20 protein-coding genes are annotated in these 22396 nt (G+C 42.1%); 17 read left to right on the forward strand and 3 right to left on the reverse strand.

Annotated features, from left to right (window positions below):
* Positions 1–18 precede the first annotated feature (18 nt).
* From FTU29_RS08475 to FTU29_RS08555, 17 genes are all read left to right on the forward strand, one after another.
* Positions 19–1077: a pilus assembly protein PilM gene (locus FTU29_RS08475; RefSeq protein WP_078192532.1), complete on the forward strand. Its 1059-nt coding sequence runs from the start codon at positions 19–21 to the stop codon at positions 1075–1077.
* Positions 1077–1763, forward strand: a complete 687-nt coding sequence (locus FTU29_RS08480; protein ID WP_078189382.1) for a PilN domain-containing protein — start codon at positions 1077–1079, stop codon at positions 1761–1763. The genes FTU29_RS08475 and FTU29_RS08480 overlap by 1 nt, the downstream gene beginning before the upstream one ends.
* On the forward strand, positions 1760–2482 hold the full coding sequence (locus tag FTU29_RS08485) for a type 4a pilus biogenesis protein PilO (RefSeq protein WP_078192531.1): 723 nt from the start codon (positions 1760–1762) through the stop codon (positions 2480–2482). The genes FTU29_RS08480 and FTU29_RS08485 overlap by 4 nt, the downstream gene beginning before the upstream one ends.
* The gene (locus FTU29_RS08490) at positions 2479–3006 is read left to right on the forward strand and encodes a pilus assembly protein PilP (RefSeq protein ID WP_078192530.1); all 528 of its coding nucleotides are present in this window, start codon (positions 2479–2481) and stop codon (positions 3004–3006) included. The genes FTU29_RS08485 and FTU29_RS08490 overlap by 4 nt, the downstream gene beginning before the upstream one ends.
* 61 nt (positions 3007–3067) lie before the next feature.
* Positions 3068–5182: a type IV pilus secretin PilQ gene (gene pilQ / locus FTU29_RS08495; protein WP_180121494.1), complete on the forward strand. Its 2115-nt coding sequence runs from the start codon at positions 3068–3070 to the stop codon at positions 5180–5182.
* Between the two features lie 36 nt (positions 5183–5218).
* Positions 5219–5764: a shikimate kinase AroK gene (gene aroK, locus FTU29_RS08500; protein WP_078189378.1), complete on the forward strand. Its 546-nt coding sequence runs from the start codon at positions 5219–5221 to the stop codon at positions 5762–5764.
* Between the two features lie 14 nt (positions 5765–5778).
* Positions 5779–6861, forward strand: coding sequence for a 3-dehydroquinate synthase (gene aroB, locus FTU29_RS08505; RefSeq protein WP_180121374.1), 1083 nt, complete (start codon positions 5779–5781; stop codon positions 6859–6861).
* A 7-nt stretch (positions 6862–6868) separates the two neighbouring features.
* The gene (locus FTU29_RS08510) at positions 6869–7708 is read left to right on the forward strand and encodes a hypothetical protein (RefSeq protein ID WP_180121376.1); all 840 of its coding nucleotides are present in this window, start codon (positions 6869–6871) and stop codon (positions 7706–7708) included.
* A 445-nt stretch (positions 7709–8153) separates the two neighbouring features.
* Positions 8154–12629 (forward strand): glutamate synthase large subunit, encoded by a 4476-nt coding sequence (gene gltB, locus FTU29_RS08515; protein ID WP_180021664.1) that lies wholly within the window; start codon positions 8154–8156, stop codon positions 12627–12629.
* Positions 12630–12698: 69 nt separating this feature from the next.
* A complete protein-coding gene (locus FTU29_RS08520; RefSeq protein ID WP_078189374.1) occupies positions 12699–14120 on the forward strand; it encodes an FAD-dependent oxidoreductase in 1422 nt (473 codons plus the stop codon).
* A 240-nt stretch (positions 14121–14360) separates the two neighbouring features.
* On the forward strand, positions 14361–15245 hold the full coding sequence (locus FTU29_RS08525; protein WP_180116022.1) for a metal-dependent hydrolase: 885 nt from the start codon (positions 14361–14363) through the stop codon (positions 15243–15245).
* Positions 15246–15406: 161 nt separating this feature from the next.
* The gene (locus FTU29_RS08530) at positions 15407–15997 is read left to right on the forward strand and encodes a LemA family protein (protein ID WP_180121378.1); all 591 of its coding nucleotides are present in this window, start codon (positions 15407–15409) and stop codon (positions 15995–15997) included.
* 77 nt (positions 15998–16074) lie between these two features.
* On the forward strand, positions 16075–17094 hold the full coding sequence (locus FTU29_RS08535) for a YgcG family protein (RefSeq protein WP_257226912.1): 1020 nt from the start codon (positions 16075–16077) through the stop codon (positions 17092–17094).
* Positions 17088–17648, forward strand: coding sequence for a TPM domain-containing protein (locus tag FTU29_RS08540; RefSeq protein ID WP_180121382.1), 561 nt, complete (start codon positions 17088–17090; stop codon positions 17646–17648). The genes FTU29_RS08535 and FTU29_RS08540 overlap by 7 nt, the downstream gene beginning before the upstream one ends.
* A gap of 204 nt (positions 17649–17852) precedes the next feature.
* The gene (locus FTU29_RS08545) at positions 17853–18317 is read left to right on the forward strand and encodes a pilin (protein WP_180121384.1); all 465 of its coding nucleotides are present in this window, start codon (positions 17853–17855) and stop codon (positions 18315–18317) included.
* A gap of 91 nt (positions 18318–18408) precedes the next feature.
* Positions 18409–19119: a TfpX/TfpZ family type IV pilin accessory protein gene (tfpZ, locus tag FTU29_RS08550; RefSeq protein WP_180121386.1), complete on the forward strand. Its 711-nt coding sequence runs from the start codon at positions 18409–18411 to the stop codon at positions 19117–19119.
* A gap of 175 nt (positions 19120–19294) precedes the next feature.
* Positions 19295–20821 (forward strand): PglL family O-oligosaccharyltransferase, encoded by a 1527-nt coding sequence (locus tag FTU29_RS08555; RefSeq protein WP_306423176.1) that lies wholly within the window; start codon positions 19295–19297, stop codon positions 20819–20821.
* Positions 20822–20857: 36 nt separating this feature from the next.
* Here FTU29_RS08555 and bfr read toward each other — a convergent pair whose 3' ends face one another.
* The 3 genes from bfr to FTU29_RS08570 all read right to left on the reverse strand — a co-directional run bounded on the left by bfr (position 20858) and on the right by FTU29_RS08570 (position 22376).
* Positions 20858–21322: a bacterioferritin gene (gene bfr, locus FTU29_RS08560; RefSeq protein ID WP_180121388.1), complete on the reverse strand. Its 465-nt coding sequence runs from the start codon at positions 21320–21322 to the stop codon at positions 20858–20860.
* A 257-nt stretch (positions 21323–21579) separates the two neighbouring features.
* A complete protein-coding gene (locus tag FTU29_RS08565; protein ID WP_078192519.1) occupies positions 21580–21774 on the reverse strand; it encodes a bacterioferritin-associated ferredoxin in 195 nt (64 codons plus the stop codon).
* A 218-nt stretch (positions 21775–21992) separates the two neighbouring features.
* Complete coding sequence (locus FTU29_RS08570) at positions 21993–22376, reverse strand: RidA family protein (protein ID WP_078189365.1); 384 nt, start codon at positions 22374–22376, stop codon at positions 21993–21995.
* Between the last annotated feature and the right edge of the window lie 20 nt (positions 22377–22396).

A 22396-nucleotide genomic window follows, 5' to 3' on the forward strand; every position in this document is an offset into this window, starting at 1 on the left:
AATAATAGGAATTATATTGTGCTCAGGTTATATCGTAAGCCAAATAAGGGGTTAATAGGAGTAGATATTAGTTCGACTTCTGTTAAGGTTTTGGAACTTTCTGTAAAGAGTGGGCGGTATTGGGTAGAAAGCTATGCTTTGGTGCCATTACCAGAAGGAAGTGTTGTTGAAAAGAACATATTGAATCCGGAAGCTGTCGGTGACTGTTTAGAGCGCGCAATTAATTTGGCCAATACGCAGACCACTAATGCAGCTTTGGCGGTTCCAACGTCGATGGTGATTACAAAAATCATCGAAATGGACGCAGATATGAACGATGATGAACGTGAAATTCAGATTCGTGATGATGCTGAGCAATATATTCCGTTCCCACTTGATGAAGCGAGCCTTGATTTTGAGGTCTTGCCAGATCGTCTGTCCAACCCAAATCGTGTCAATGTTTTGCTTGTCGCTACGCGTATTGAAAATGTTGAAGCGCGTGCGGAAGTCATTCAGCTTGCTGGTCTTACACCAAAAATTGGTGATGTAGAAAGCTTTGCAATTGAAAATGCATTTAAAGTTTTCTCAGATACTTTGCCAATGGGTGTGAATACCGTGGGTATTTTAGATATTGGTCATAGTATGACGACCTTATCTGTCATGCAGAATAACAAAGTGATTTATACCCGTGAGCAAGTGTTTGGTGGCAAACAATTGACACAGGAAATTCAAAATCGCTATGCATTGTCTTTCGAAGAAGCTGGTCGTGCGAAAAAAACACGTGCCTTGCCAGATGATTATGATATCGAAGTCTTAGAACCCTTCTTAGAAGCTGTCGTTCAACAAGCAGCACGTTCTTTACAGTTCTTTTTCTCATCTTCACAGTTCAACGAAATTGACCATATTTTATTGGCAGGGGGGAATGCCAATATTCCGGGGCTTGCAAAATTACTTCAACAAAAATTGGGTTACCGCGTCACGATTGCCAATCCATTCTTACAAATGGGTTTTTCACCTCAAATTGATATTAAAAAAATTGAAAATGATGCCTCATCACTCATGGTGGCATGCGGTCTAGCATTGAGGAGTTTTGATTAATGGCAAAAATTAACTTGCTCCCTTGGCGTGATGAGCTAAGAGAGAAACGAAAAAAAGAATTTATTGCACTTTGTATTGGGGCTTTCTTAATTGGGGTAATTGGGGTTGGTTTAACATGGTTGTACTTTGATCACAAATTAAAAGATCAAGAACAAGCGAACCAATTGATTATCAGTCATAACCAAAACTTAGATGTTCAATTAAAGTCTTTGGATGGTTTACAAGAACAGCGTAATGCCATTATTGAACGAATGAAGTTGATTCAAGGCTTACAAGGTCAACGTCCAATCGCTGTACATCTTGTAGATGAATTGGTTCGTGTGACACCTGCCAATATGTACATCACAAAATTTGAACGTAATGGCGACAAATTTATGATCGAAGGGCGTGCGGAAAGTCCAAACACTGTTGCAGATCTACTGCGTAATTTGGAAGCATCACCTTGGTATCGTAATGCCTTCATGAGCTCATTCCTTGTGGCGGAAGAGAAAAAAGACAAAGCGCCGACGTCAGTGGTTCCTCGCGTAGAAGAATCTTATGGTGCATTTACTGTGACTGCTGATTTGGAGCAAATTGCGCAGCCGACCATTAATGATCCAGCAGCAAATGCAGGACAGTCAGCTTCATCGGCGCAAACATCTGACGCACAAACTGCAGCAACACCAACTCCGGAGGCTGCAAAATGAGTCGTGATGAATTTGAACAATTGAATCAAGATGCTGTGGTCATTCCGAAAAAGAAAATGACTTTTGATAAGTTTGTACAGCAGTTCAATACGCTAGATCCGAATAACTATGGTAGTTGGCCAATTTCAGTCAAAATTACATGTTGGATTTTTATCATTATCCTTGTGGCAATTTTGGGCTATTTCTTGGCGATTAAAGGCAAGATTGAAGCTATTTCAAGTGCCAATGCACAAGAACAAAATTTGTTGAATGAGTTTCGTGAAAAAGATTCAAAACTACGTAATTTGCAACAATATCAATTGCAGTTGCAGGATATGGAAGCACGTTTTAATCAACAGTTAGAACAATTGCCGAAAGAAACTGAAATTCCAGGTTTGGTTGAAGATATCAACTTAACAGGCGTGAATTCTGGATTGAAATTTAAAATTATTCGTCTTGAGCCTGAAGTGAAGCAAGAGTTCTTTACGGAACAGCCAATTCATATTGAGGCAACAGGTGATTACCACGCCTTTGGTTCATTTGTAAGTAGTATTGCGGGTCTTTCACGGATTGTGACTTTGCATAATTTAACGATTACAGCAACTGAAAATAAAGAAAAGAACTCAGATATTCCAAAAATTGACTATGTGATTTCTGCAAAAACATATCGTTATGAAGGGAATACTGAAAGTGCTGCGAAAGCTGCAGATTCAGCAAGCACACAGGAGGCTCCAAAATGAAAATGAATAAATTGGCACTTTCTGTGATGGTTGGATTTGTATTGGCTGGTTGTGAATCACGTATTGATGTGGTCAATCAAGAGATGGCAAATATACGCAATCAAGCTCCACTAGCGATTGAACCTGCGCCAGATTTTGTACCTGTCGAAACTTTTAATTATGCGGCGCATTCTTTAAAAAGTCCGTTCTTGCCAAGTTCCTTGGCAGCAGAACTTAAAATCATGGCAGGTAAGCGTGTTTATCCAAACTTGAGCCGTCAGCCTCAACCTTTGGAGAGTTATGCACTAGAAACCCTGAATATGAAGGGTAGTATGCGTAACCAATCTGGGCAAATATTAGCCTTGATTCAGACACCTGATGGTGAAGTTGAGCGTATTCAACGTGGAAGTTATATGGGGCTCAATCATGGTCGAGTGGTAAATATTACCCCGACTCAAATTGATTTGATTGAGATTATTCCGGATGGGCGAGAAGGATATGTAGAGCGTCCTAGAAGTCTCATATTAATTGGACCAGCACCTTAAGCTTAAAGGAATAAAAATGAAGAATAGTGTACAAGATTTTATTTTTGGGGATGGCAATACAATGAATCATGTGTTTCGTCAGTTTTCGATGGGGGCTGTTGCAATGGCGATGATGCAAGTTGCCAATGCTCAGGTGAGTGTAACCAATGTGGTACCAATGCAAATTCCAGGTCAAGGGACTGAAATTCGCGTGATGTTTAATGGCTTGCCGCCGCAACCACAAGCTTATCAACTCGATCAACCATCACGACTAGTTTTAGACTTTGATAAAGCACAGCAAAATTTAAAACAAAGTTCAATTCCTGTTGCAACGGCTGAAGCGAGCACTGTGGATGTGAGTTCGGATGCACAACGTGCGCGCTTAACTGTGAATTTAGCCAATGCTGGCGCTTTTACCACGCGTGTTGAAGGTAATACCTTTATTTTAAAAATCAACTCTGCACAAGCTGCAAATTATGTACAGCCTGTAGCACAACGTCAGCAACAGGGCATCTCAAATATTGGTTTCCACCGTGGTTCTAATGGTGAAGGTCAAGTTGTTGTTGATTTACTGGGTGGAAATACTCCCGTTGATGTTCAACAGCAAGGCAGTAAAGTGGTGATCCGTACTTTAGGCAATAAAGTACCTGCACATTTGACTCGCCGTTTAAATGTCAATGATTTTGCAACACCTGTTGCAACGGTGGATGCACATAATGATGGCGGTAATGGTGTGATTACCATTCAGTCGACGGGCAGCTATGAATATATGGCGTACCAAACTGATAATAAATTAACGGTAAGTTTGAAACGTCCGGAAGATAAGAATCCATTACGTCCTAAAGCTGCCAATCATTATACCGGTAAGAAGATTTCATTAGACTTCCAAGATATTGAAGTACGTCGTGTGCTGCAACTTTTGGCTGATTTCACTGAAATCAATATGGTTGCTGCTGATACGGTTCAAGGAAATATTACACTTCGCTTAAAAGATGTGCCTTGGGATCAAGCGCTAGATATCGTATTGAAAACCAAGAATTTGGACAAACGTCGTAATGGTAATGTGATTTGGATTGCGCCTGTATCTGAGTTGATTAAAGCGGAAGAAGAAGAAGCAAAAGCCTTACGTCAAAGTATGAAGTTGGCACCACTACAGACTGAATATTTAACGTTAAGCTATGCAAAAGCTGCTGAGCTAGAGAAGCTGATTACGCAGTCTAAAACTGCGGGTAATAGCGGTTCGTCAAATAATAGTAATAATGCTGATGATGATCGGGGTAATTTGTTAAGTCCACGCGGAACGATTTCTGCAGATACGCGTACAAATACACTGATTATTAATGATACCGCGCAAAACATTGATCAGATTCGTAAGATGGTGGATTTGCTTGATGTATCAGTCAAGCAGGTCATGGTTGAAGCACGTATTGTAAAAGCATCTACTGACTTTACCAAAGAAATGGGTGTGAAATGGGGTCTCTTGTCTCAAGGGATTAACCAAAATGACCATTTATTGGTGGGTGGTAGTGATACTACGCTTTGGGACTTAAAAACACCGGATGATGATGGTAAATATACGATTCAGCGTCCAAGTAACTTAAACGTGGACTTAGGGGTGACTACTGCAGGTGCCAGTCGAATTGCGTTCGGCTTAATTAGTCTTTCTGATTTTATGTTGGATTTAGAGCTTTCTGCTTTACAAGCAGATGGTTATGGTGAAGTCATTTCTACACCAAAAGTACTGACAGCGGATAAACAACAGGCCAAAGTGGCTTCAGGTCAAGAAATTCCGTATCAAACCACAACGGGTACTGGTTCAAATGCGACTTCTTCTACCGAGTTTAAAGAAGCTTTATTAAGTCTGGATGTCACACCGAGCATCACTCCAGATGGTAAAGTGCAAATGAAGCTGAATATTAAGAGCGACTCACCAGCAGGGTATGCCAATAATGGTGAAATTATCCTGAATAAAAATGAAATTAATACCGATGTCTTAGTCAACAATGGTGAAACTGTTGTGCTCGGCGGTATTTTTAATCAGGAAACACAAAGTAAGCAAACTAAAGTACCGTTCTTAGGTGATATTCCTTATGTGGGTCGCTTATTCCGTAAAGATATGAAAAGCGATGCAAAAAATGAGTTGCTGATTTTTGTTACTCCGCGAATTGTTAATGACAGTGTTACCAGAAATCATTAATATATTTTCAATTTAACAAAAGAAATAGGTGACTCCTTGCCAAGCAAAGAGTTTGAAACCCTACCAAATATCTATTTGGTAGGGCCAATGGGGGCAGGAAAAACAACCGTAGGGCGACATTTAGCAGAATTGTTAGGACGTGAATTTCTAGACAGTGATCATGAAATTGAACGTAAAACAGGTGCGACCATTCCTTGGATTTTTGAAAAGGAAGGGGAAAAAGGCTTTAGAAGTCGTGAAACGAATGTCATTGATGAGTTAACTGCAAAGAAACAACTGGTCTTAGCGACTGGCGGTGGTGCTGTGACTCAGCCCCCAAATCGTGAATTTTTAAAACAACGTGGTATTGTTGTTTATCTATATACTCCGGTGGAAATTCAGTTACAACGAACCTACCGCGACAAAAATCGCCCACTTCTTCAAGTGGAAAATCCAGAGCAAAAGCTACGAGATTTATTGGCTGCCCGTGATCCTCTTTATCGTGAAGTCGCGCACTATATTATTGAAACCAATCAAGGTGCCGCGAGAGATCTTGCGCAAAAAATTTTTAATTTAATTGTTTCACAAAATATATCTCGTTAGAAAAGGTTAAATTCATGCAAACCTTACATGTTGAACTCGGTGATCGTCGCTACCCTATTTTTATTGGGAGTGACCTTAATCCACAAACTTTACTTGAGCCTTATGTTCAGGGTAAACAAGTGATGATTGTCTCTAATACCACAGTTGCACCGCTCTATTTAAAACATTATGTAGAAGCAATTGAGGCAGTAGGGAAAACTGTTGCGACATGTATTTTGCCTGATGGTGAAAAGTATAAAAATTTAGACCATTTGAATTTAATTTTTGATGCCTTGCTTGAAGCAGGCTTTAACCGCGATTGTACGGTTTTGGCGTTAGGTGGTGGTGTTATTGGAGATATGACCGGTTTTGCCTCTGCATGCTATCAACGTGGTGTATATTTTATTCAAGTGCCGACGACTTTGCTGTCTCAAGTGGATTCAAGTGTTGGTGGCAAAACAGGGATTAACCATCCACTAGGTAAAAACATGATTGGTGCCTTTCAGCAACCCCAAGTGGTCCTTGCGGATATGGCGCAATTAAAAACTTTGCCAGCGCGTGAACTTTCTGCAGGTTTGGCTGAAGTGATCAAATATGCGTTGTTGGGTGATGTTGAATTCTTAACTTGGCTTGAACAGCATATGGATGCTTTAGTTGCAGGTGATGCAACTTTGTTGGCTGAAGCGGTTTATCGTTCATGTGCCCATAAAGCGCGTATTGTGGCCAATGATGAAAAAGAACAAGGTGAGCGTGCGTTATTAAACTTGGGTCATACCTTTGGCCATGCGATTGAATCGTACTTGGGGTATGGTGAATGGTTACATGGCGAAGCCGTTGCAACAGGGATGGTGATGGCTGCAGATTTGTCCCATCGTATGGGCTGGATCACAGTTGAAGATTTAGAGCGTACAAAAAAAATCATTTTACGTGCACAATTACCGATAGTTTGCCCTAAAATTCCGCTAGAGGAATTTTTGGCGTATATGTCCCATGATAAAAAAGTATTGAATGGGCAATTACGACTTATTTTACTGAAATCATTAGGTCAGGCCATCATCACCAAAGAGTTTGATGTCGAATTAATGAAACAGGCAATTTTGGCAAATCAGGCAGAGTAGGTACATCATGGCAGCGCGGCAGTCTCAATGGCAAAAAGTTCATCACTACACATGGTTGGTGGGTGGAGCTGTGTGTCTGTTCGCTGCATTGGTTTTCTGGGCGATTACAGATACCAAAGAATTGGTTGAAGTTGAAAAACAAGCGGAAACCGAAGTCGATTTACAAATTCAGCCAGAGAAAGTGGCAGCAATGTCCCATCTTGGTGCATTAAATGACGAAGTGCGACCGCTTGATATGACGACCCGTGTGGTTGCTACAGCTCAACATGAACCAGAATTCCGCGGCACTAAATTTATCAATGATTCTGTCAAGCTTTATGGTGTTGAATTATTTAGGGTTTCTGAAGAAGATATTTTAAAAAGCTTCTTACGCAAGCAGCCTGAGCGTCACAAATTTATTTATCTACGTCTTTCTGGTGAAGACCATCCTGAGCAATACGTCATTTTAACAGGACCATATTCGTCTCAAAATGATGCGAAAACTGCAATGTCGAGCCTCAATATTGCTTTGCCTGCATCAATTAAACCTAAGGTTGTGGAATTTAAACAATATCAAGCATATGTGAATGACTTAGGCGCGGAAGAAATGTCGTCGAGTCAAAAGTTATATGCTGTTAAATTAAAGTCTGTGCCTTTACCGAAAATTGATGAAGCTCAAATCGCAGCACGAAAAGCAGCGGCTGCAGCGTCGGTAACAACTCCAGCTAATGCAACAACAAGTACTACGGTGACTCGCCGTGATGCTGAAGGGAATGTGATTGATGTGCAAAAATCACAAAGTAGTGTAGATGCACCACGTCCAAAACCTGCACCGCTAGAACAAGAAGTAACCGATCCTTTTAATTAGTTCTAAAATAGCGCAAGACGTCTTAGGAAAAGCTTAAACTGCACAGAAAAAGTGCATAAAATAAAAAAAGAACAATTTGAATTATTTGTTATAACTAAAAAATGCTTGTAATCAGCCATCTTAGGAGAAAATGCATCAAGTTGGCATATAAATTGCTTAATTGGTGCGTAAATTGAACTTTTCTCCCTGTTTTGGCGCGAAAATGATTCGATAAAAGTGCGAAGTCATTAATCCAGTCGTTATCCCTGATCTGAACTGCAAAAGCAGAAAATTTGACTTTTATTCATGCATCTAAGATGAATTCGGTTTATCTTAAGGGTGTGAATAAGAAATAATTTTGCTCGACAGAACAATTCATGTGAGTAAGTTAAGACGAATCGCAACAAGAAATTAGTTTGTTAAGTGCTCGAAAGAGCTGTAAAGAAAAGAAGGGTACGCTATGCACATGCCATCGCCTAATACTGTAGCTCCCGCTCAAGGTTTATACCAACCGGATGAGTTTAAAGATAACTGTGGTTTCGGTTTAATCGCCCATATGCAGGGTGATGCAAGCCATGATCTCGTCAAAACCGCAATGCATAGTTTAAGTTGTATGACCCACCGTGGTGGTATTGCCGCAGATGGTAAAACCGGTGACGGCTGTGGTCTACTCCTTGCTATGCCAAAAGAATTTTTCCGTGAAGAAGCGAAAAAACTCAGTGACATTACATTGAGTGAAATCTTTGCTGTGGGTACGGTATTTCTAAACCTAGACCCTGCATTAGCCGCACATGCAAAACAAATTTTAACCAAAGAAATTGAAGACGAAGGTTGTAAAGTCATCGCTTGGCGTGTTGTGCCAACCAATAACGATGCATTGGGTTCAATCGCGATGCAGTCATTGCCTGCATTTGAACAAATTATCGTGAATTGCCCAATGGGTGTTTCAGAGGTTGAATTCAACCGTAAGTTGGTGATGGCACGTCGTCGTGCAGAACAACAGCTGACTGCTGACCCATACTTCTATGTAACCACTTTATGCTCAACTGTGATCAGCTATAAAGGTTTGATGATGCCAGCAGCCATTGCTGATTTCTATACCGATCTTGCTGATGAGCGTTTAAAGTCACACATTGTTGTATTCCATCAGCGTTTCTCAACTAATACCTTGCCTCGTTGGCCATTGGCTCAGCCGTTCCGTTACTTAGCACACAATGGTGAGATCAATACCATTACTGCTAACCGTAACTGGGCAATGGCACGTACACCAAAATTTGAAAACCCATTGTTGCCAGGTTTAACTGAGCTGAATCCAATCGTAAACCGTACAGGCTCGGACTCTTCAAGTTTAGACAATATGCTGGAAATACTTGTCGGTGGCGGTATGGACTTGTTCCGTGCGCTGCGCATGTTGGTTCCACCAGCTTGGCAAAACGTTGAAACTTTAGATGCGGACTTACGTGCATTCTACGAATTCAACTCGAAACATATGGAAGCTTGGGATGGTCCAGCAGGTCTGGTAATTCAAGATGGTCGTCATGCGATTTGTATGCTTGACCGTAATGGTTTACGTCCAGCACGTTGGGTAATTACCAAAAATGGTTACATCACATTGGCATCAGAAATTGGTGTTTGGGGTTATGAACCAGAAGACGTTGTGTCTAAAGGCCGTGTCGGTCCGGGTCAAATCTTGGTGATTGATACCTTTACCGGCAAAATGCTCGATACTCAAGATGTGAGTAATCACCTCAAACGTATGCGTCCGTACCGTCAGTGGTTACGTGAAAACTCAGTACGTGTGCAAGGTAGTCCAGAGCTAGAAGAATATTTATGTGATCAAGGCTTAAAAGGTGATGACCTGAAAGCTTCACAAAAAATGTTCATGGTGACATTTGAAGAACGTGACCAATTGCTTCGTCCAATCGCTGAAAGTGGTCAGGAAGCCGTGGGCTCAATGGGTGATGATACGCCAATGGCAGTATTGTCTCGTCAGGTGCGCCATGTGTCTGACTACTTCCGTCAGCAGTTCGCTCAGGTTACGAATCCACCAATCGATCCATTACGTGAATCGATTGTAATGTCATTAGAGACATGCCTCGGCCGTGAACAAAATGTATTTGAACAAGGTCCAGAGCATGCAGATCGTCTGATCATTTCAAGCCCTGTATTGTCAAATTCGAAAATGCATCAAATTCGTACTCTTGGTCGTAAAGGTTACGAAATTGCAGACATCGACCTGAACTATGCAGAAGATGAAGGCTTAGAAGCTGCTATCGCGCGTATTTGTGAAGAATCTGCACAAGCGATTCGCGACGGAAAAACATTGCTTGTATTGTCTGATAAGAAAATCCGTCAAGGTTTCTTACCTGCAAATGCATTGATGGCAACTGGCGCGGTTCACCACTATTTAATCAATGTAGGTCTACGTACCGATGCTAACATCATTGTCGAAACTGGTTTAGCACGTGATGCACATCAGTTTGCGGTGATTCTTGGTTTTGGTGCAACTGCGATTTATCCGTACCTAGCTTATGACGTGATCAATGACTTGATTGCCAAAGGTGAGTTGTTGGGTGACCCAATCCATGCGCAAGCTAACTTCCGTAAAGGCATTGAAAAAGGCTTATTGAAAGTCCTTTCTAAGATGGGTATTTCTACTGTTGCCTCTTACCGTGGCGGTCAGTTGTTTGAAGCGGTCGGCCTCTCTGATGAAGTGGTTGCAAAATGCTTTACTGGTGTACCGAGCCGTATTAAAGGCGCAACATTCTCTGATCTAGAAAATGACTTGAAAAAATTGGCAGATTTGGCGTGGAAATCACGTAAGCCAATCGATCAAGGCGGTATGCTGAAATTTGTATTCGGTAAGGAATATCACGCATTTAACCCAGACGTGATCAATGCGCTGCATAAATCTGTACGTTCTGGTAATTATGCGGACTTTAAAGAATACGCAGAGCTAGTGAATAACCGTCCAATCGCGACGATTCGTGACTTATTCAAGCTGAAAACAGATCAATCGATTGCACTCGATCAAGTTGAATCCGTAGAAGAGATTCTGCCACGTTTTGACTCTGCAGGTATGTCTTTAGGTGCATTATCACCTGAAGCGCACGAAGCTATTGCAATCGCTATGAATACCATTGGTGGTCGCTCGAACTCAGGTGAGGGCGGCGAAGATCCAGCGCGTTACGGCACTATCCGTAACTCGAAAATCAAACAAATTGCATCTGGCCGTTTTGGTGTGACCCCTGCATATCTAACTTCTGCAGAAGTCCTTCAAATTAAAGTGGCACAAGGTGCAAAACCAGGTGAAGGTGGTCAGTTGCCGGGCGGTAAAGTGAATGGCTTAATTGCACGTTTACGTTACTCAGTACCGGGTGTGACATTAATTTCTCCGCCGCCGCATCACGACATCTACTCAATCGAAGATTTATCACAGTTAATTTTCGATTTAAAACAGGTTAACCCACAGGCGATGGTGTCCGTTAAGCTGGTTTCTGAGCCGGGTGTTGGTACGATTGCGGCAGGTGTAGCAAAAGCATATGCAGACTTCATTACCATTTCTGGTTATGACGGTGGTACAGCGGCTTCTCCACTTTCTTCAATTCACCATGCAGGTTCGCCATGGGAGCTTGGTCTATCTGAGGCGCATCAGGCGCTACGTGTGAACGATCTGCGTGGCAAAGTCCGTGTACAAACTGATGGTGGCTTGAAAACAGGTCTAGATGTTGTGAAAGCAGCGATTCTTGGGGCTGAAAGTTTCGGTTTTGGTTCTACACCGATGATCGCATTGGGTTGTAAATACCTGCGTATTTGCCATTTAAACAACTGTGCGACCGGTGTTGCAACACAGCAAGATCATTTACGTCAGGAACACTATATCGGTGAGCCTGAAATGCTGATCAACTTCTTCCACTTTATTGCAGAAGAAACGCGTGAATGGCTGGCAGCGCTTGGTGTAGCAAGCTTGAAAGACTTGATTGGTCGTACAGATTTACTGGAAATGCTTCCAGGTGAAACTGAAAAACATGCACACCTTGATTTGAGCGCATTACTCCAATCGCATCCTGCGGCAGAAGGTAAAGCACAGTACTGTGAAGTACAAGGCAATGCACCATTTGATAAAGGTCTCTTGGCTGAAAAAATGGTGGCGGAAATGCTGCCAGCGATTGAAGCAGGTACAGGCGGTGAATATAGCTTCACAATTGGTAACTGTGACCGTTCAATTGGCGCGCGTATTTCGGGTGAGATTGCAAAACGTTATGGCAACCTCAGTATGGAAGCGCATCCTGTTAAAGTTAAATTAACAGGGACTGCAGGTCAGTCATTGGGTGTTTGGAACGCCGGTGGTTTACACATCAGCCTAGAAGGCGATGCGAACGACTACGTGGGTAAAGGTATGGCTGGCGGTCGTATCTCGATCTTCCCACCGAAAGGTTCACCGTTCCAAACGCAAAATACTGCGATTATTGGTAACACCTGTTTGTATGGTGCAACAGGCGGTAAATTGTTTGCTGCAGGTACAGCAGGCGAGCGTTTTGCTGTACGTAACTCAGGTGCGTTTGCTGTGATTGAAGGTGCAGGCGACCACTGCTGTGAATACATGACAGGTGGTATCGTGACTGTATTGGGTAAAGTGGGTCATAACTTTGGTGCGGGTATGACAGGCGGTTTCGCTTATGTGCTCGACCTCGACAATGACTTTGTTGACCATTACAACCACGAATTAATTGAATTGAACCGTATCTCTACAGAGTCGATGGAAGAACACAAAGAGTTCTTGTGCCGTATCTTAGATGAACATATTAAAGAAACAGGTAGTGCTTGGGCGTATAAGATCCGCAACGAGTTTGACTTCTATAGCCGCAAATTCTGGCTTGTGAAACCAAAAGCTGCTAATTTGCAGACTTTGTTGAAAACAACTCAAGCTGATCCACAATAATTCCACTACTGCAGATTTGATAGGCAGGTGTAAGTGCAAACATGCTTACACCTACCCACGGAGAGAGACATGGCAGAGCGCCTAAATAATGACTTTCAGTTCCTGGATGTAGCACGCCAAGATCCAGAGAAAAAAGATCTAGTTGTCCGCAAAGCAGAATTTGTGGAAATCTATAAACCGTTTACAGCTGAAGTTGCAAAAAACCAAACACACCGCTGCTTAGGTTGCGGTAACCCGTATTGTGAATGGAAATGTCCAGTACATAACTACATTCCAAACTGGCTAAAACTGATTGCAGAAGGTCGCATTTTCCAAGCGGCAGAATTGTGTCATCAAACCAACACCTTGCCTGAAGTTTGTGGTCGTGTGTGCCCGCAAGACCGTTTATGTGAAGGCGCGTGTACGCTAAATGACGGCTTTGGTGCAGTCACCATTGGTAATGCTGAAAAATACATTAACGATACGGCTTTTGCATTGGGCTGGCGTCCAGATATGTCACACGTTAAGTGGACAGACAAGAAAGTTGCGATTATTGGTGCAGGTCCTGCTGGCCTTGGCTGTGCAGATATTCTTGTACGTAATGGTGTGAAGCCAGTTGTATTCGATAAACGCCCTGAAATTGGTGGTTTGCTGACATTTGGTATTCCAGAATTCAAAATGGAAAAAGATGTGATGAAACGTCGCCGTGAGATTTTCTCTGGCATGGGCGTTGAATTCCGTCTAAATACTGAAATTGGTACAGATGTGACGATTGATCAGCTTTTGGCTGATTACGACGCTGTATTCATGGGTATGGGAACCTATACTTACATGAAGGGTGGTTTTGCGGGTGAAGATCTTGTTGGTGTTCATGATGCACTGGATTTCTTGATTGCCAATGTCAACCGTACGCAAGGTTGGGAAAAAGATCCATCTGAATACATCAGCATGGAAGGCAAAAAAGTGATTGTTCTCGGTGGTGGTGATACCGCGATGGACTGTAACCGTACCTCGATCCGTCAAGGTGCCGAATCCGTTGTCTGTGCCTACCGTCGTGATGAAGAAAACATGCCGGGTTCACGTCGTGAAGTGAAAAATGCACGTGAAGAAGGTGTGGATTTCCAATTTAATCGTCAGCCGATTGAAATTGTAGGTGAAAATGGCAAAGTGACGGGTGTTAAAGTTGTGACTACACAGCTTGGTGCGCCTGATAGTCGCGGTCGTCGTAGCCCTGAGCCAGTTCCAGGTTCAGAAGAAATTTTACCAGCAGATGCAGTATTGCTAGCCTTTGGTTTCCGTACAAGCCCCGCAGATTGGTTTACTACATCAAACATCAGTATGGATGGTTCAGGCCGCGTCATTGCTGCTGAACAGCAAGAATTTAAGTTCCAAACATCGAATCCGAAAATTTTTGCCGGCGGTGATATGGTCCGGGGATCTGACCTTGTGGTAACCGCAATCTGGGAAGGTCGCCAAGCTGCAGAAGGTATTCTTGACTATTTAGATGTTTAAGTCATGACATGCCAGTGATTGCATTGGATTTATTCAAAAAACTCGCTTCGGCGGGTTTTTTATTTTTTGGAATTTACCTCAAATGACACGTGAATGGATTTTGCAGATAAATACGCTGAAAAGTTGTCAGACAGCGCTTTAGAATGGTGAATTATGCAAGTGTGCTAGCACATTTTGCCATGTGTGAAAGGGCTTAGGAATTACATACTGCGATCATGATCCAAATCTTAGGAAGCGACCATGACGCAAGTGACGACACAAAAAACATATCTAAATCGTCCGAAAGCCATTGGCATTACGGTACGTCGAGCACAATTCAATCCTAAAGCGATTCGCCGGCATTATTTTGCCAACTCACCGGTGATGTCGCATTTGTTGACGGCATTGTCATCGACCTTTCCCATTGGTGAGCAATTCTTTGTGCATAGTGTGCGCAATGTACGCGATAAAGTCAGTGATGAAAAATTACAAGCTGAGATCGCAGCATTTATTGGGCAAGAAGCGATGCATTCCAAGGCCCATGCTGAATTTAACGATGCTTGGCGCAGTGAAACCTATAATTTAGATCGTTTCCAAGCATGGCTGGCACGTAAAGACAGCTATGTAAAAAACTTACATCCAAAGATTCAACTGGCAATTACCTGTGCTTTTGAACATTTTACTGCGTTGCTCGGTGGCTATATTTTAAGACATCCTGAAGTGCTGAGTACTTTAGATGATGATGCGGTGAAACTTTGGGTGTGGCATGCGATTGAAGAGATTGAGCATCGCGCAGTGGCATTTGATGTATATCAACATGTCTATGGTGATGACAAAATACGTCGGATGATTATGCGCAGTGTGACCACAGGTTTTGCAAGTCTCACGTTTTATTCTGCAACGAAGCTATTTATGCAGGATAAGAAAAAAAGTTTGCCGAAGGTTGGTGGAAATATATTCGGGGCGTATTTATTGGCAAAAATGTTTATTCAATTGACGCCAGAATATTTGTCATATTACAAAGCGGAATTCCATCCGAGCGAAATTGATTACAGCCAAATCGTGAAATATTGGAAAGAACGCCTTGCTGATGAATATCAAATGGAAAGTTTTCAGACTGAAATTACACCTCAATTGTATAGTTAATTCAAAATGTTAAAAAAGCCCGAGTTGTGGGCTTTTTTTAATGCTAAATATTTTTCGAGTAGATCAGTTTAATCACAAAGAAAATACATAATTCATTCGAAAAATAAGGTTAGAATGAATTTATTTAAACAATTACAAATAAATACTTGAGGTTAAGGGTTATGAATTCAATGAAAAAAAGCATGCTCGCAATCGCATTAGTCAGTACGTTGACCCTGAGTGGTTGTGGCTATAACACATTACAAGTCAAAGACGAGGCCGTTACAGCAGCATGGTCTGAGGTGCAAAACCAATATCAACGCCGTGCAGATTTGGTACCTAACCTTGTCAATGTGGTTAAAGGTTACGCGAAACATGAGGAACAAGTACTGACCCAAGTGACTCAAGCACGTGCCAATGTTGCGGGCTTAAAAGTGGATAAGGAAGTTTTGGAAGATCCAGCACTGTTTCAAAAATATCAAGAAGCTCAAGCGCAGATGACCAGCGCACTTTCTCGTTTAATTGCAGTCTCGGAAAATTATCCAGACCTAAAAGCCAATGAGCAATTCCGTGATTTACAGGTACAGCTTGAAGGCACTGAAAACAGGATCGCTGTCGCACGTAATCGCTACATTACTACGGTACAAGACTTTAATGGCTATGCACGCCAGTTCCCGCAAGTGATGACAGCTAAAGTCATCGGTATGGATACCAAGCCTAACTTTAGCGCAGAGCAAAGTGCACAAACTGCACCAAAAGTTGATTTTAATTAATTGGCATCACTGCATTGTGAGGTGGGCTGATGGTGGATTTTGAGCTAAAACATACAGGTTTGTTGTGGTTGCAGCGCATGGTTTTAGCATGCTTATTGTGTGTGGTGGGTTTCACACATGCAGAAACTGCCACCGCTACAGATGTAGATGCTGAAACAGTTGTTGTCGGTAAAATATTAAAAGATCAACAGTCAGCTGCGCAAAAAGATACAACAGCGCAGCCTGAAATCAAAATTCAGCAGCCGAATATCGCCAATGATATGTCAGATGGCGAGTCGATTCGTGGCTTGCCGACGCTCAATGAACCTGTAGTTGATCAGGCAAACTTACTTTCTGCTGCTGAAAAGCAAGCCATTAGCCAGAAAATTTTACAGTTACACGAACAAGGCAAGGCACAAATTGGCGTCGTGATTGTGCCAACCACAGGTCAAGAAGATATTTTTGATTACGCCATGCGTGTTGCAGAAAAATGGCAACTCGGTTCAGCAAAACGTGACAATGGGATATTGATGGCGATCGCTGTGAATGATCGTCGTATACAGATTCTGACTGGATATGGCTTTGAAGGCATTATGCCGGACATTATTGTTAGTCGAATTATCCGTAATCAAATCACGCCGTATTTTAAGCAAGCTCAGTATGCTCAAGGCATTGATGCTGGCTTAACGGAAATAACACGTATTTTAAATCAAGACCCTGAAGTTGCCGCTCAAGCAGCCCAAGAGCTGAAAGAACGTCAGGAACAAGCCTTACACGAGCAGCAAGCCAAAGAGAAAACTTTTACGACAGTACTTATCATTTTGGTGATAGGTATATTTGCGTCTTTTATTGTGGGTAAGCGCTTAAGTGCGTCAACTGCTGCTGTTGCAGGTACCGTTGCGGGTTTGGTCAATGGTGCAGGTCTACTCACCAGTCTGTTGATGGGTGGAGCAATTTTCTTTTTACTGATTACGGCTATTGCTCAAACCATTTTTCAAATGTTTCTTGCTGGTGGTGGGGGGGGTGGAGGCCGTAGCGGAGGTGGTGGCTTTGGTGGCGGAGGCTATAGCGGAGGCGGTGGTGGCTTTGGCGGTGGGGGAGCATCAGGTTCATGGTAACGAAAACAGAAACAACAGAAATTGTCACCTGTCCTAAAACACAGGAAATACAACAACCAAGTTTTAAACGCTGGTTGAAGCACTTTTTTTATATGCCTGCAGCAAACCGGTTTTTTAATAAGCAAGATCAGCAGGCCATTGCTCAGGCGGTGACAGAAGCTGAACATGGCCATGTGGGCGAAATACAGGTGGTGATTGAAGGGCATATTCCGTCAAACCAAGCCTATTATCAAAATACCCGCGCACGTGCTGAACAGCTCTTTGCTGAATTGGGTGTGTGGGATACAGAATTTAATAGTGGTGTTTTGCTTTATTTAAACTTATGTGAACGTCAGGTAGAGATTGTGATAGATCGCGGGATGAGGCAGGCGACCGAGGCTCAAGTGTGGCAGGATATTTGCGCGCGAATTATCCAAAACATGCAAAATAAACAATACCGAACAGCTTTGACGGTTGGTGTAAAAGAAATCGGTGAAGTGATGGATCACTTTTATGCAGGGAAGTCAGTAGATAGAACTAATGAAATCGCAAATGCACCAATAATTTTGCGCTAAAAAACGGTGATAAAGTGACACAAATCGTCACTTTTAAACACAAAAAGAGACGTAATGATTACAAAAAATAAAAATATTTTTTTAAAGTGCTGTTTTTTCTGTCATTTTCACTATAATAAATCTTGGCACGCTCTGTGCTATTTATAAAACAAGCTACATAGCTTTATTAAATAATTAAATTAAAAAACATTTGTGGAGAATGTTATGAAATCAGTTGAAAAGGGTTTTACTCTTATCGAATTAATGATCGTTGTTGCAATTATCGGTATTCTTGCTGCAATTGCGATTCCTCAATACCAAAACTACATTGCTAAATCACAAGTTAGCCGTGCAGTTGCAGAATTAGGTTCAATCAAAACGGCTTATGAAGACTGTTTAAACAATGGTCAAACTGCTACAGGTGCATGTGATCTTGGCTTCACTGGTTCTTCTATCTTGAGCTTAAGTGCGCCTGCAGTTACAACTGCTGGTACTGCGCCTACTGCTGAAGTGACTAACACAGTAGCGCTTACTTCTACAGGTACAATTGCGGGTACATTTGCAGGTTCTGCAGCAGCAGCACTTACTGATACTACCCCAGCTACAGTAACTTGGACTCGTACTGCTTTAGGTTCTTGGGGTTGTGCTACAACTGCGCCAGCTAAATTCCGTCCTTCTTCTTGTCAATAATTGATTTAAGAAGTTAGCGAAAAAAGCTCCCTCTATGGGGGCTTTTTTTATCCAAACTTAAATAACCTTGGCATATAGAGAGTAAACCTGAATGACTCTTTCTAAAAGAATTCGTTATTTTTTGGGACATTTTAGTTGTTCTATAGGTGTGGGTTTAACACTGCTTGCTTTGGTCTTTTTAGTATGGTATCCGGCACCGTTAGCCAAAGCCGAAGGCGTGACCCATATTTTTTTAATGCTCTTGGCGATTGATGTGACTTTGGGGCCAATACTCAGTTTATTGGTCTATAAAGAAGGCAAAAAGACCTTAAAAATGGACTTGGCTATCATTATTTTGATTCAGCTGTCTGCTATGTTGTATGGGCTGTATAGCATTACCCAATCACGTCCCGTCTGGATTGTACAAAATGGCAACATCTTCCAAATGGTTCGAGCAAATGCAATATTGCCGGAAGATCAAAAAGACGCGAAGCCTGAGTATCAGACCAAATCATGGACGGGTCCTCAATGGGTGGCGGTCAATCAACAACATGCACAATATCAGCGTTATGCAGAGCAAACGCTAGTACCAAACGTGTATACCGCACTGTCTGATGCTAAACAGCGCATTCAAAGGAATGCACAACAGCTCGACGCGTTAAATACTTTTAATGATTCTGCACAGGTACAGCAGGTATTAAAACAATATCCAAACGCTACCGCATGGATGCCGTTACGTACCACAGGTTTGGGTTTAGTGGTGCTGCTCGATCAGCAACAAAATGTAGTTGCCACGGTTGACCTTAGACCTTGGCAGGAATAAGACCTGAAAAAGCAGATTACCTTTTAATCTGCTTTTTTATTATCATAAGCACAATTTTTTACGAATTTGATTCCCAATGAAATCCATTTGGATGTGGCTTGCAGCCATCTTGATTGCGCTGGCATGGCTGCTGCCGGTGCATTATCGCCCTTAGGTCACCTATACTGGTGATGCCATGGCATTTTTAGCGTTATTTGCGCTGACCATTCCCTTATTCAAACAACGTTTGCAGGTGCCTAAAATCAGCTTACCGTTGTTATTACTCATGTTTGTTCCCTTATTACAATGTGCAACGGGCGAGCTATTTTTCTTTAGTAAGGCGTTGGTCAGTAGCTGCTATATTTTTGCGTTTTGGCTGAGTATTGTCGTGGCGTATAACCTGAGCTTGGCAGAGCAGCGTCCGACTTTATTTGCCGCATTTTGTGAATTGGTGCTGTATGTGGCAGCGTTGTCGGGCGTAATTGCCGTGTTCCAATGGTTGACCATTGATCAGTATTTTCCGGGTTTCATGGCAGACTTACGTTCAGGACGTCCGTATGCCAACTTTGCGCAACCCAACAATATGGCGACGTTCCTGATTTTAGGGGTGTTGTCGGCACTATACTTGTATGAGCGTAAGCAGCTGGCACTGGGTTGGCTGATTCCAAGTGTTGCGGTGATTTTATTTGCGATTGCTTTAAGTCAATCTCGGACATCATGGGTGGCATTGCTGTGTATTGTTATTTATATGGGCTATCAGCGCTATCGGGGTCTTTTACACATTCATTGGCGTAGCATAGCGCTTTGTGCCATCAGCTTTGTGGCTTTTTTATGGTTGATTCCACAGGTTAGTACGGTTTTTGCGGAAGCCCTAGATGCCCCGATTAAGGCGGTAGACTTGGCACGCCGTGCCACAGGCGATATGTCGCGTATGGCGATTTGGAACCAAATGCTGCATGCCATTGCGGCAGAGCCATGGTGGGGCTATGGTTGGCATCAAACTAGTGTGGCCTATACTTTAATTAGCGATACCGTACAGGGGCCGGTTTGGATTAAAAGCGCACATAACTTTGTACTCGACTTTGCGCTATGGAATGGTTTAGTGATTGCTGTGCCATTTTTGGCTTATTTTGCTTATTGGATGCTGCGCTTACACCTCAATATTCGTTCCTTAGAGTCGGTGGTGGCGATGCTTATGCTTGGGGCAATTTTGACCCATGCCATGCTCGAGTTCCCATTATTATATGCCTATTTCTTATTGCCTTTTGGTTTCTTAATTGGGGTATTACAGGCGCAAAAAGACGGTGCATGTTGGTCGTGGTCGCCACGTTTTACTCAACTGAGTTTTGTGGTGGGTGCAGTCATCATGTTGGCTATTCATCGTGATTATGTGGTGGTTGGTCCAAAGTTAAGTCAGTCCATTAAATACGATGATCCTGCCAAATGGACCAATAACAAGCCTATTTATTTGTTAAGTGAGTTTGATCGCCGTATTGCTTGGGTACGCTTAAATCCTTATACGCATGTCAGTCCTGAACACATTCAGCAAATAGATGAAATGGTACTCAATTATCCTATTCCTTATGATTTGCTGAAATATGCACGGCTCTTGGCTTATAACGGCTATGAGCAAGAGGCGAAACATCAGTTGTTGCGCTTAAAGTTATTACGTGACTTGAATGTCTCTTATGAATCACTCATCGAAGAACAGCCTAAACCTTAAAACAAAAAAGCCTGCTTAACGCAGGCTTTTTTTAAATTAGAGCTGACTTTGAATATAGTTTTCAATACTCACCTGTTCAATGAGGTCGAGTTGAGTAGTGGTCCAGTCTAAATAGGCTTCTTCTTTTTCTAAAATTTCTTGTACCAAATCACGGGTCACATAGTCCATGTGTTGTTCAGCCAATTGTACGGCTTGCTGCATGGCTTCAATATTTTCCTGAACTTTACGCACGTCACATTGCAGCACTTCTTGGGTATGTTGCCCAATATAGAGTTTGCCCAAATGTTGTAAATTCGGTAAACCTTCCAAGAACAAAATACGTTCAATAATTTTATCGGCATGCTTCATTTGACGGATTGATTCTTTATATTCTGCTGAACCAAGTTTCTCAATGCCCCAATCGTTAAACATCCGTGAATGAAGAAAATATTGGTTAATTGCAGTTAAATGATGATAAAGCACTTGATTTAACTGATTAATTACATCACGATTGCCTTTCATGTCTGACTCCTTAACTGCAATAAAGCTCGAATTAAGCAATATAAATTCGATATTAGAATAGAAATATCTTAAACAACAAAGTGCAATTTAGCGAGTATTTTATAGAACAGCAAATGAAAATCACAATCAAAACAAGGCGCTAATTTTCAGGACTTTAATAAATAAAAACCCGCTTAGAGTCAGAAGCGGGGGAGGAGGAATGGTCTAAAACCATTGGTTTTATAATTATGATTGTTAAGAAAATTTAAAAGCTTGGTTTATGCGGCAATTGCGATACGGGCTGCAATTTGTGCAACTTCATCACTTATGATCATACGAGCTTCAGGAGCACAGCGACCACAACAGGTGCCTAAATCAAGCATATCGCGAACTTCACGATAGCTTTCTGCACCATTGGCAATTGCATCTTTAATGTCTTGATCAGTAATACCACGGCACAAACAAACGTACATGAAATCAAACCAAGTGAATAAATGGGATAAGTAATATTATTGATAATTATTATCGTTTGTCAATAAAAATCATTTGAAAAAACTTTTATGATGATTGAATTTTTAAATAAAAAAATGTACTTAAGCGGAAATCTGAGTAATGCTCAGATTTCCATGTGAGGCTTTTGTTCTTTTGGGGGTGTGATATTTAGTGAAGGGCTTAAGCAATGTTTACTAACTTATTGATTAATAATCACCACGCCATCCATTTCAACTAGTGCACCTTTTGGTAGGCTAGCTACACCGAGTGCTGCGCGTGCAGGGTAGGGTTGAGCAAAGTATTCGCCCATAATTTGGTTGACCAATTGGAAGTTAGAAAGGTCAGTGAGGAAAATATTCAGCTTGGCGATATCGGCTAGCGTACCACCTGCAGCTTCACATACCGCTTTTAAGTTGTCGAATACACGGCGAATTTGAGCTTCAATGCCTTCTACCAGCTCCATGCTATATGGATCTAAGCCAATTTGACCTGATAAATACAAAGTGTCGCCCACTAAAATGGCTTGTGAGTAAGTACCAATTGCAGCGGGTGCATTTTCAGTATGGATTACCTGGCGGGACATCTATTTCTCCTATTATCATC

The sequence above is a fragment of the Acinetobacter sp. YH12086 genome, from assembly GCF_013419345.1.
Taxonomy (GTDB): Bacteria; Pseudomonadota; Gammaproteobacteria; order Pseudomonadales; family Moraxellaceae; genus Acinetobacter; species Acinetobacter amyesii.

Bases quoted from the DNA above. Each gene is read 5' to 3' on its own strand.
- FTU29_RS08545 (WP_180121384.1), top strand. From the start codon at position 17,853: ATGAAATCAGTTGAAAAGGGTTTTACTCTTATCGAATTAATGATCGTT.
- gltB (WP_180021664.1), top strand. From the start codon at position 8,154: ATGCCATCGCCTAATACTGTAGCTCCCGCTCAAGGTTTATACCAACCG.
- tfpZ (WP_180121386.1), top strand. From the start codon at position 18,409: ATGACTCTTTCTAAAAGAATTCGTTATTTTTTGGGACATTTTAGTTGT.
- FTU29_RS08565 (WP_078192519.1), bottom strand. From the start codon at position 21,774: ATGTACGTTTGTTTGTGCCGTGGTATTACTGATCAAGACATTAAAGAT.
- FTU29_RS08530 (WP_180121378.1), top strand. From the start codon at position 15,407: ATGAATTCAATGAAAAAAAGCATGCTCGCAATCGCATTAGTCAGTACG.
- FTU29_RS08535 (WP_257226912.1), top strand. From the start codon at position 16,075: ATGGTTTTAGCATGCTTATTGTGTGTGGTGGGTTTCACACATGCAGAA.
- aroB (WP_180121374.1), top strand. From the start codon at position 5,779: ATGCAAACCTTACATGTTGAACTCGGTGATCGTCGCTACCCTATTTTT.
- FTU29_RS08485 (WP_078192531.1), top strand. From the start codon at position 1,760: ATGAGTCGTGATGAATTTGAACAATTGAATCAAGATGCTGTGGTCATT.
- FTU29_RS08510 (WP_180121376.1), top strand. From the start codon at position 6,869: ATGGCAGCGCGGCAGTCTCAATGGCAAAAAGTTCATCACTACACATGG.
- pilQ (WP_180121494.1), top strand. From the start codon at position 3,068: ATGAATCATGTGTTTCGTCAGTTTTCGATGGGGGCTGTTGCAATGGCG.
- FTU29_RS08555 (WP_306423176.1), top strand. From the start codon at position 19,295: ATGGCATTTTTAGCGTTATTTGCGCTGACCATTCCCTTATTCAAACAA.
- FTU29_RS08540 (WP_180121382.1), top strand. From the start codon at position 17,088: ATGGTAACGAAAACAGAAACAACAGAAATTGTCACCTGTCCTAAAACA.
- FTU29_RS08490 (WP_078192530.1), top strand. From the start codon at position 2,479: ATGAAAATGAATAAATTGGCACTTTCTGTGATGGTTGGATTTGTATTG.
- FTU29_RS08570 (WP_078189365.1), bottom strand. From the start codon at position 22,376: ATGTCCCGCCAGGTAATCCATACTGAAAATGCACCCGCTGCAATTGGT.
- FTU29_RS08520 (WP_078189374.1), top strand. From the start codon at position 12,699: ATGGCAGAGCGCCTAAATAATGACTTTCAGTTCCTGGATGTAGCACGC.
- bfr (WP_180121388.1), bottom strand. From the start codon at position 21,322: ATGAAAGGCAATCGTGATGTAATTAATCAGTTAAATCAAGTGCTTTAT.
- FTU29_RS08525 (WP_180116022.1), top strand. From the start codon at position 14,361: ATGACGCAAGTGACGACACAAAAAACATATCTAAATCGTCCGAAAGCC.
- FTU29_RS08480 (WP_078189382.1), top strand. From the start codon at position 1,077: ATGGCAAAAATTAACTTGCTCCCTTGGCGTGATGAGCTAAGAGAGAAA.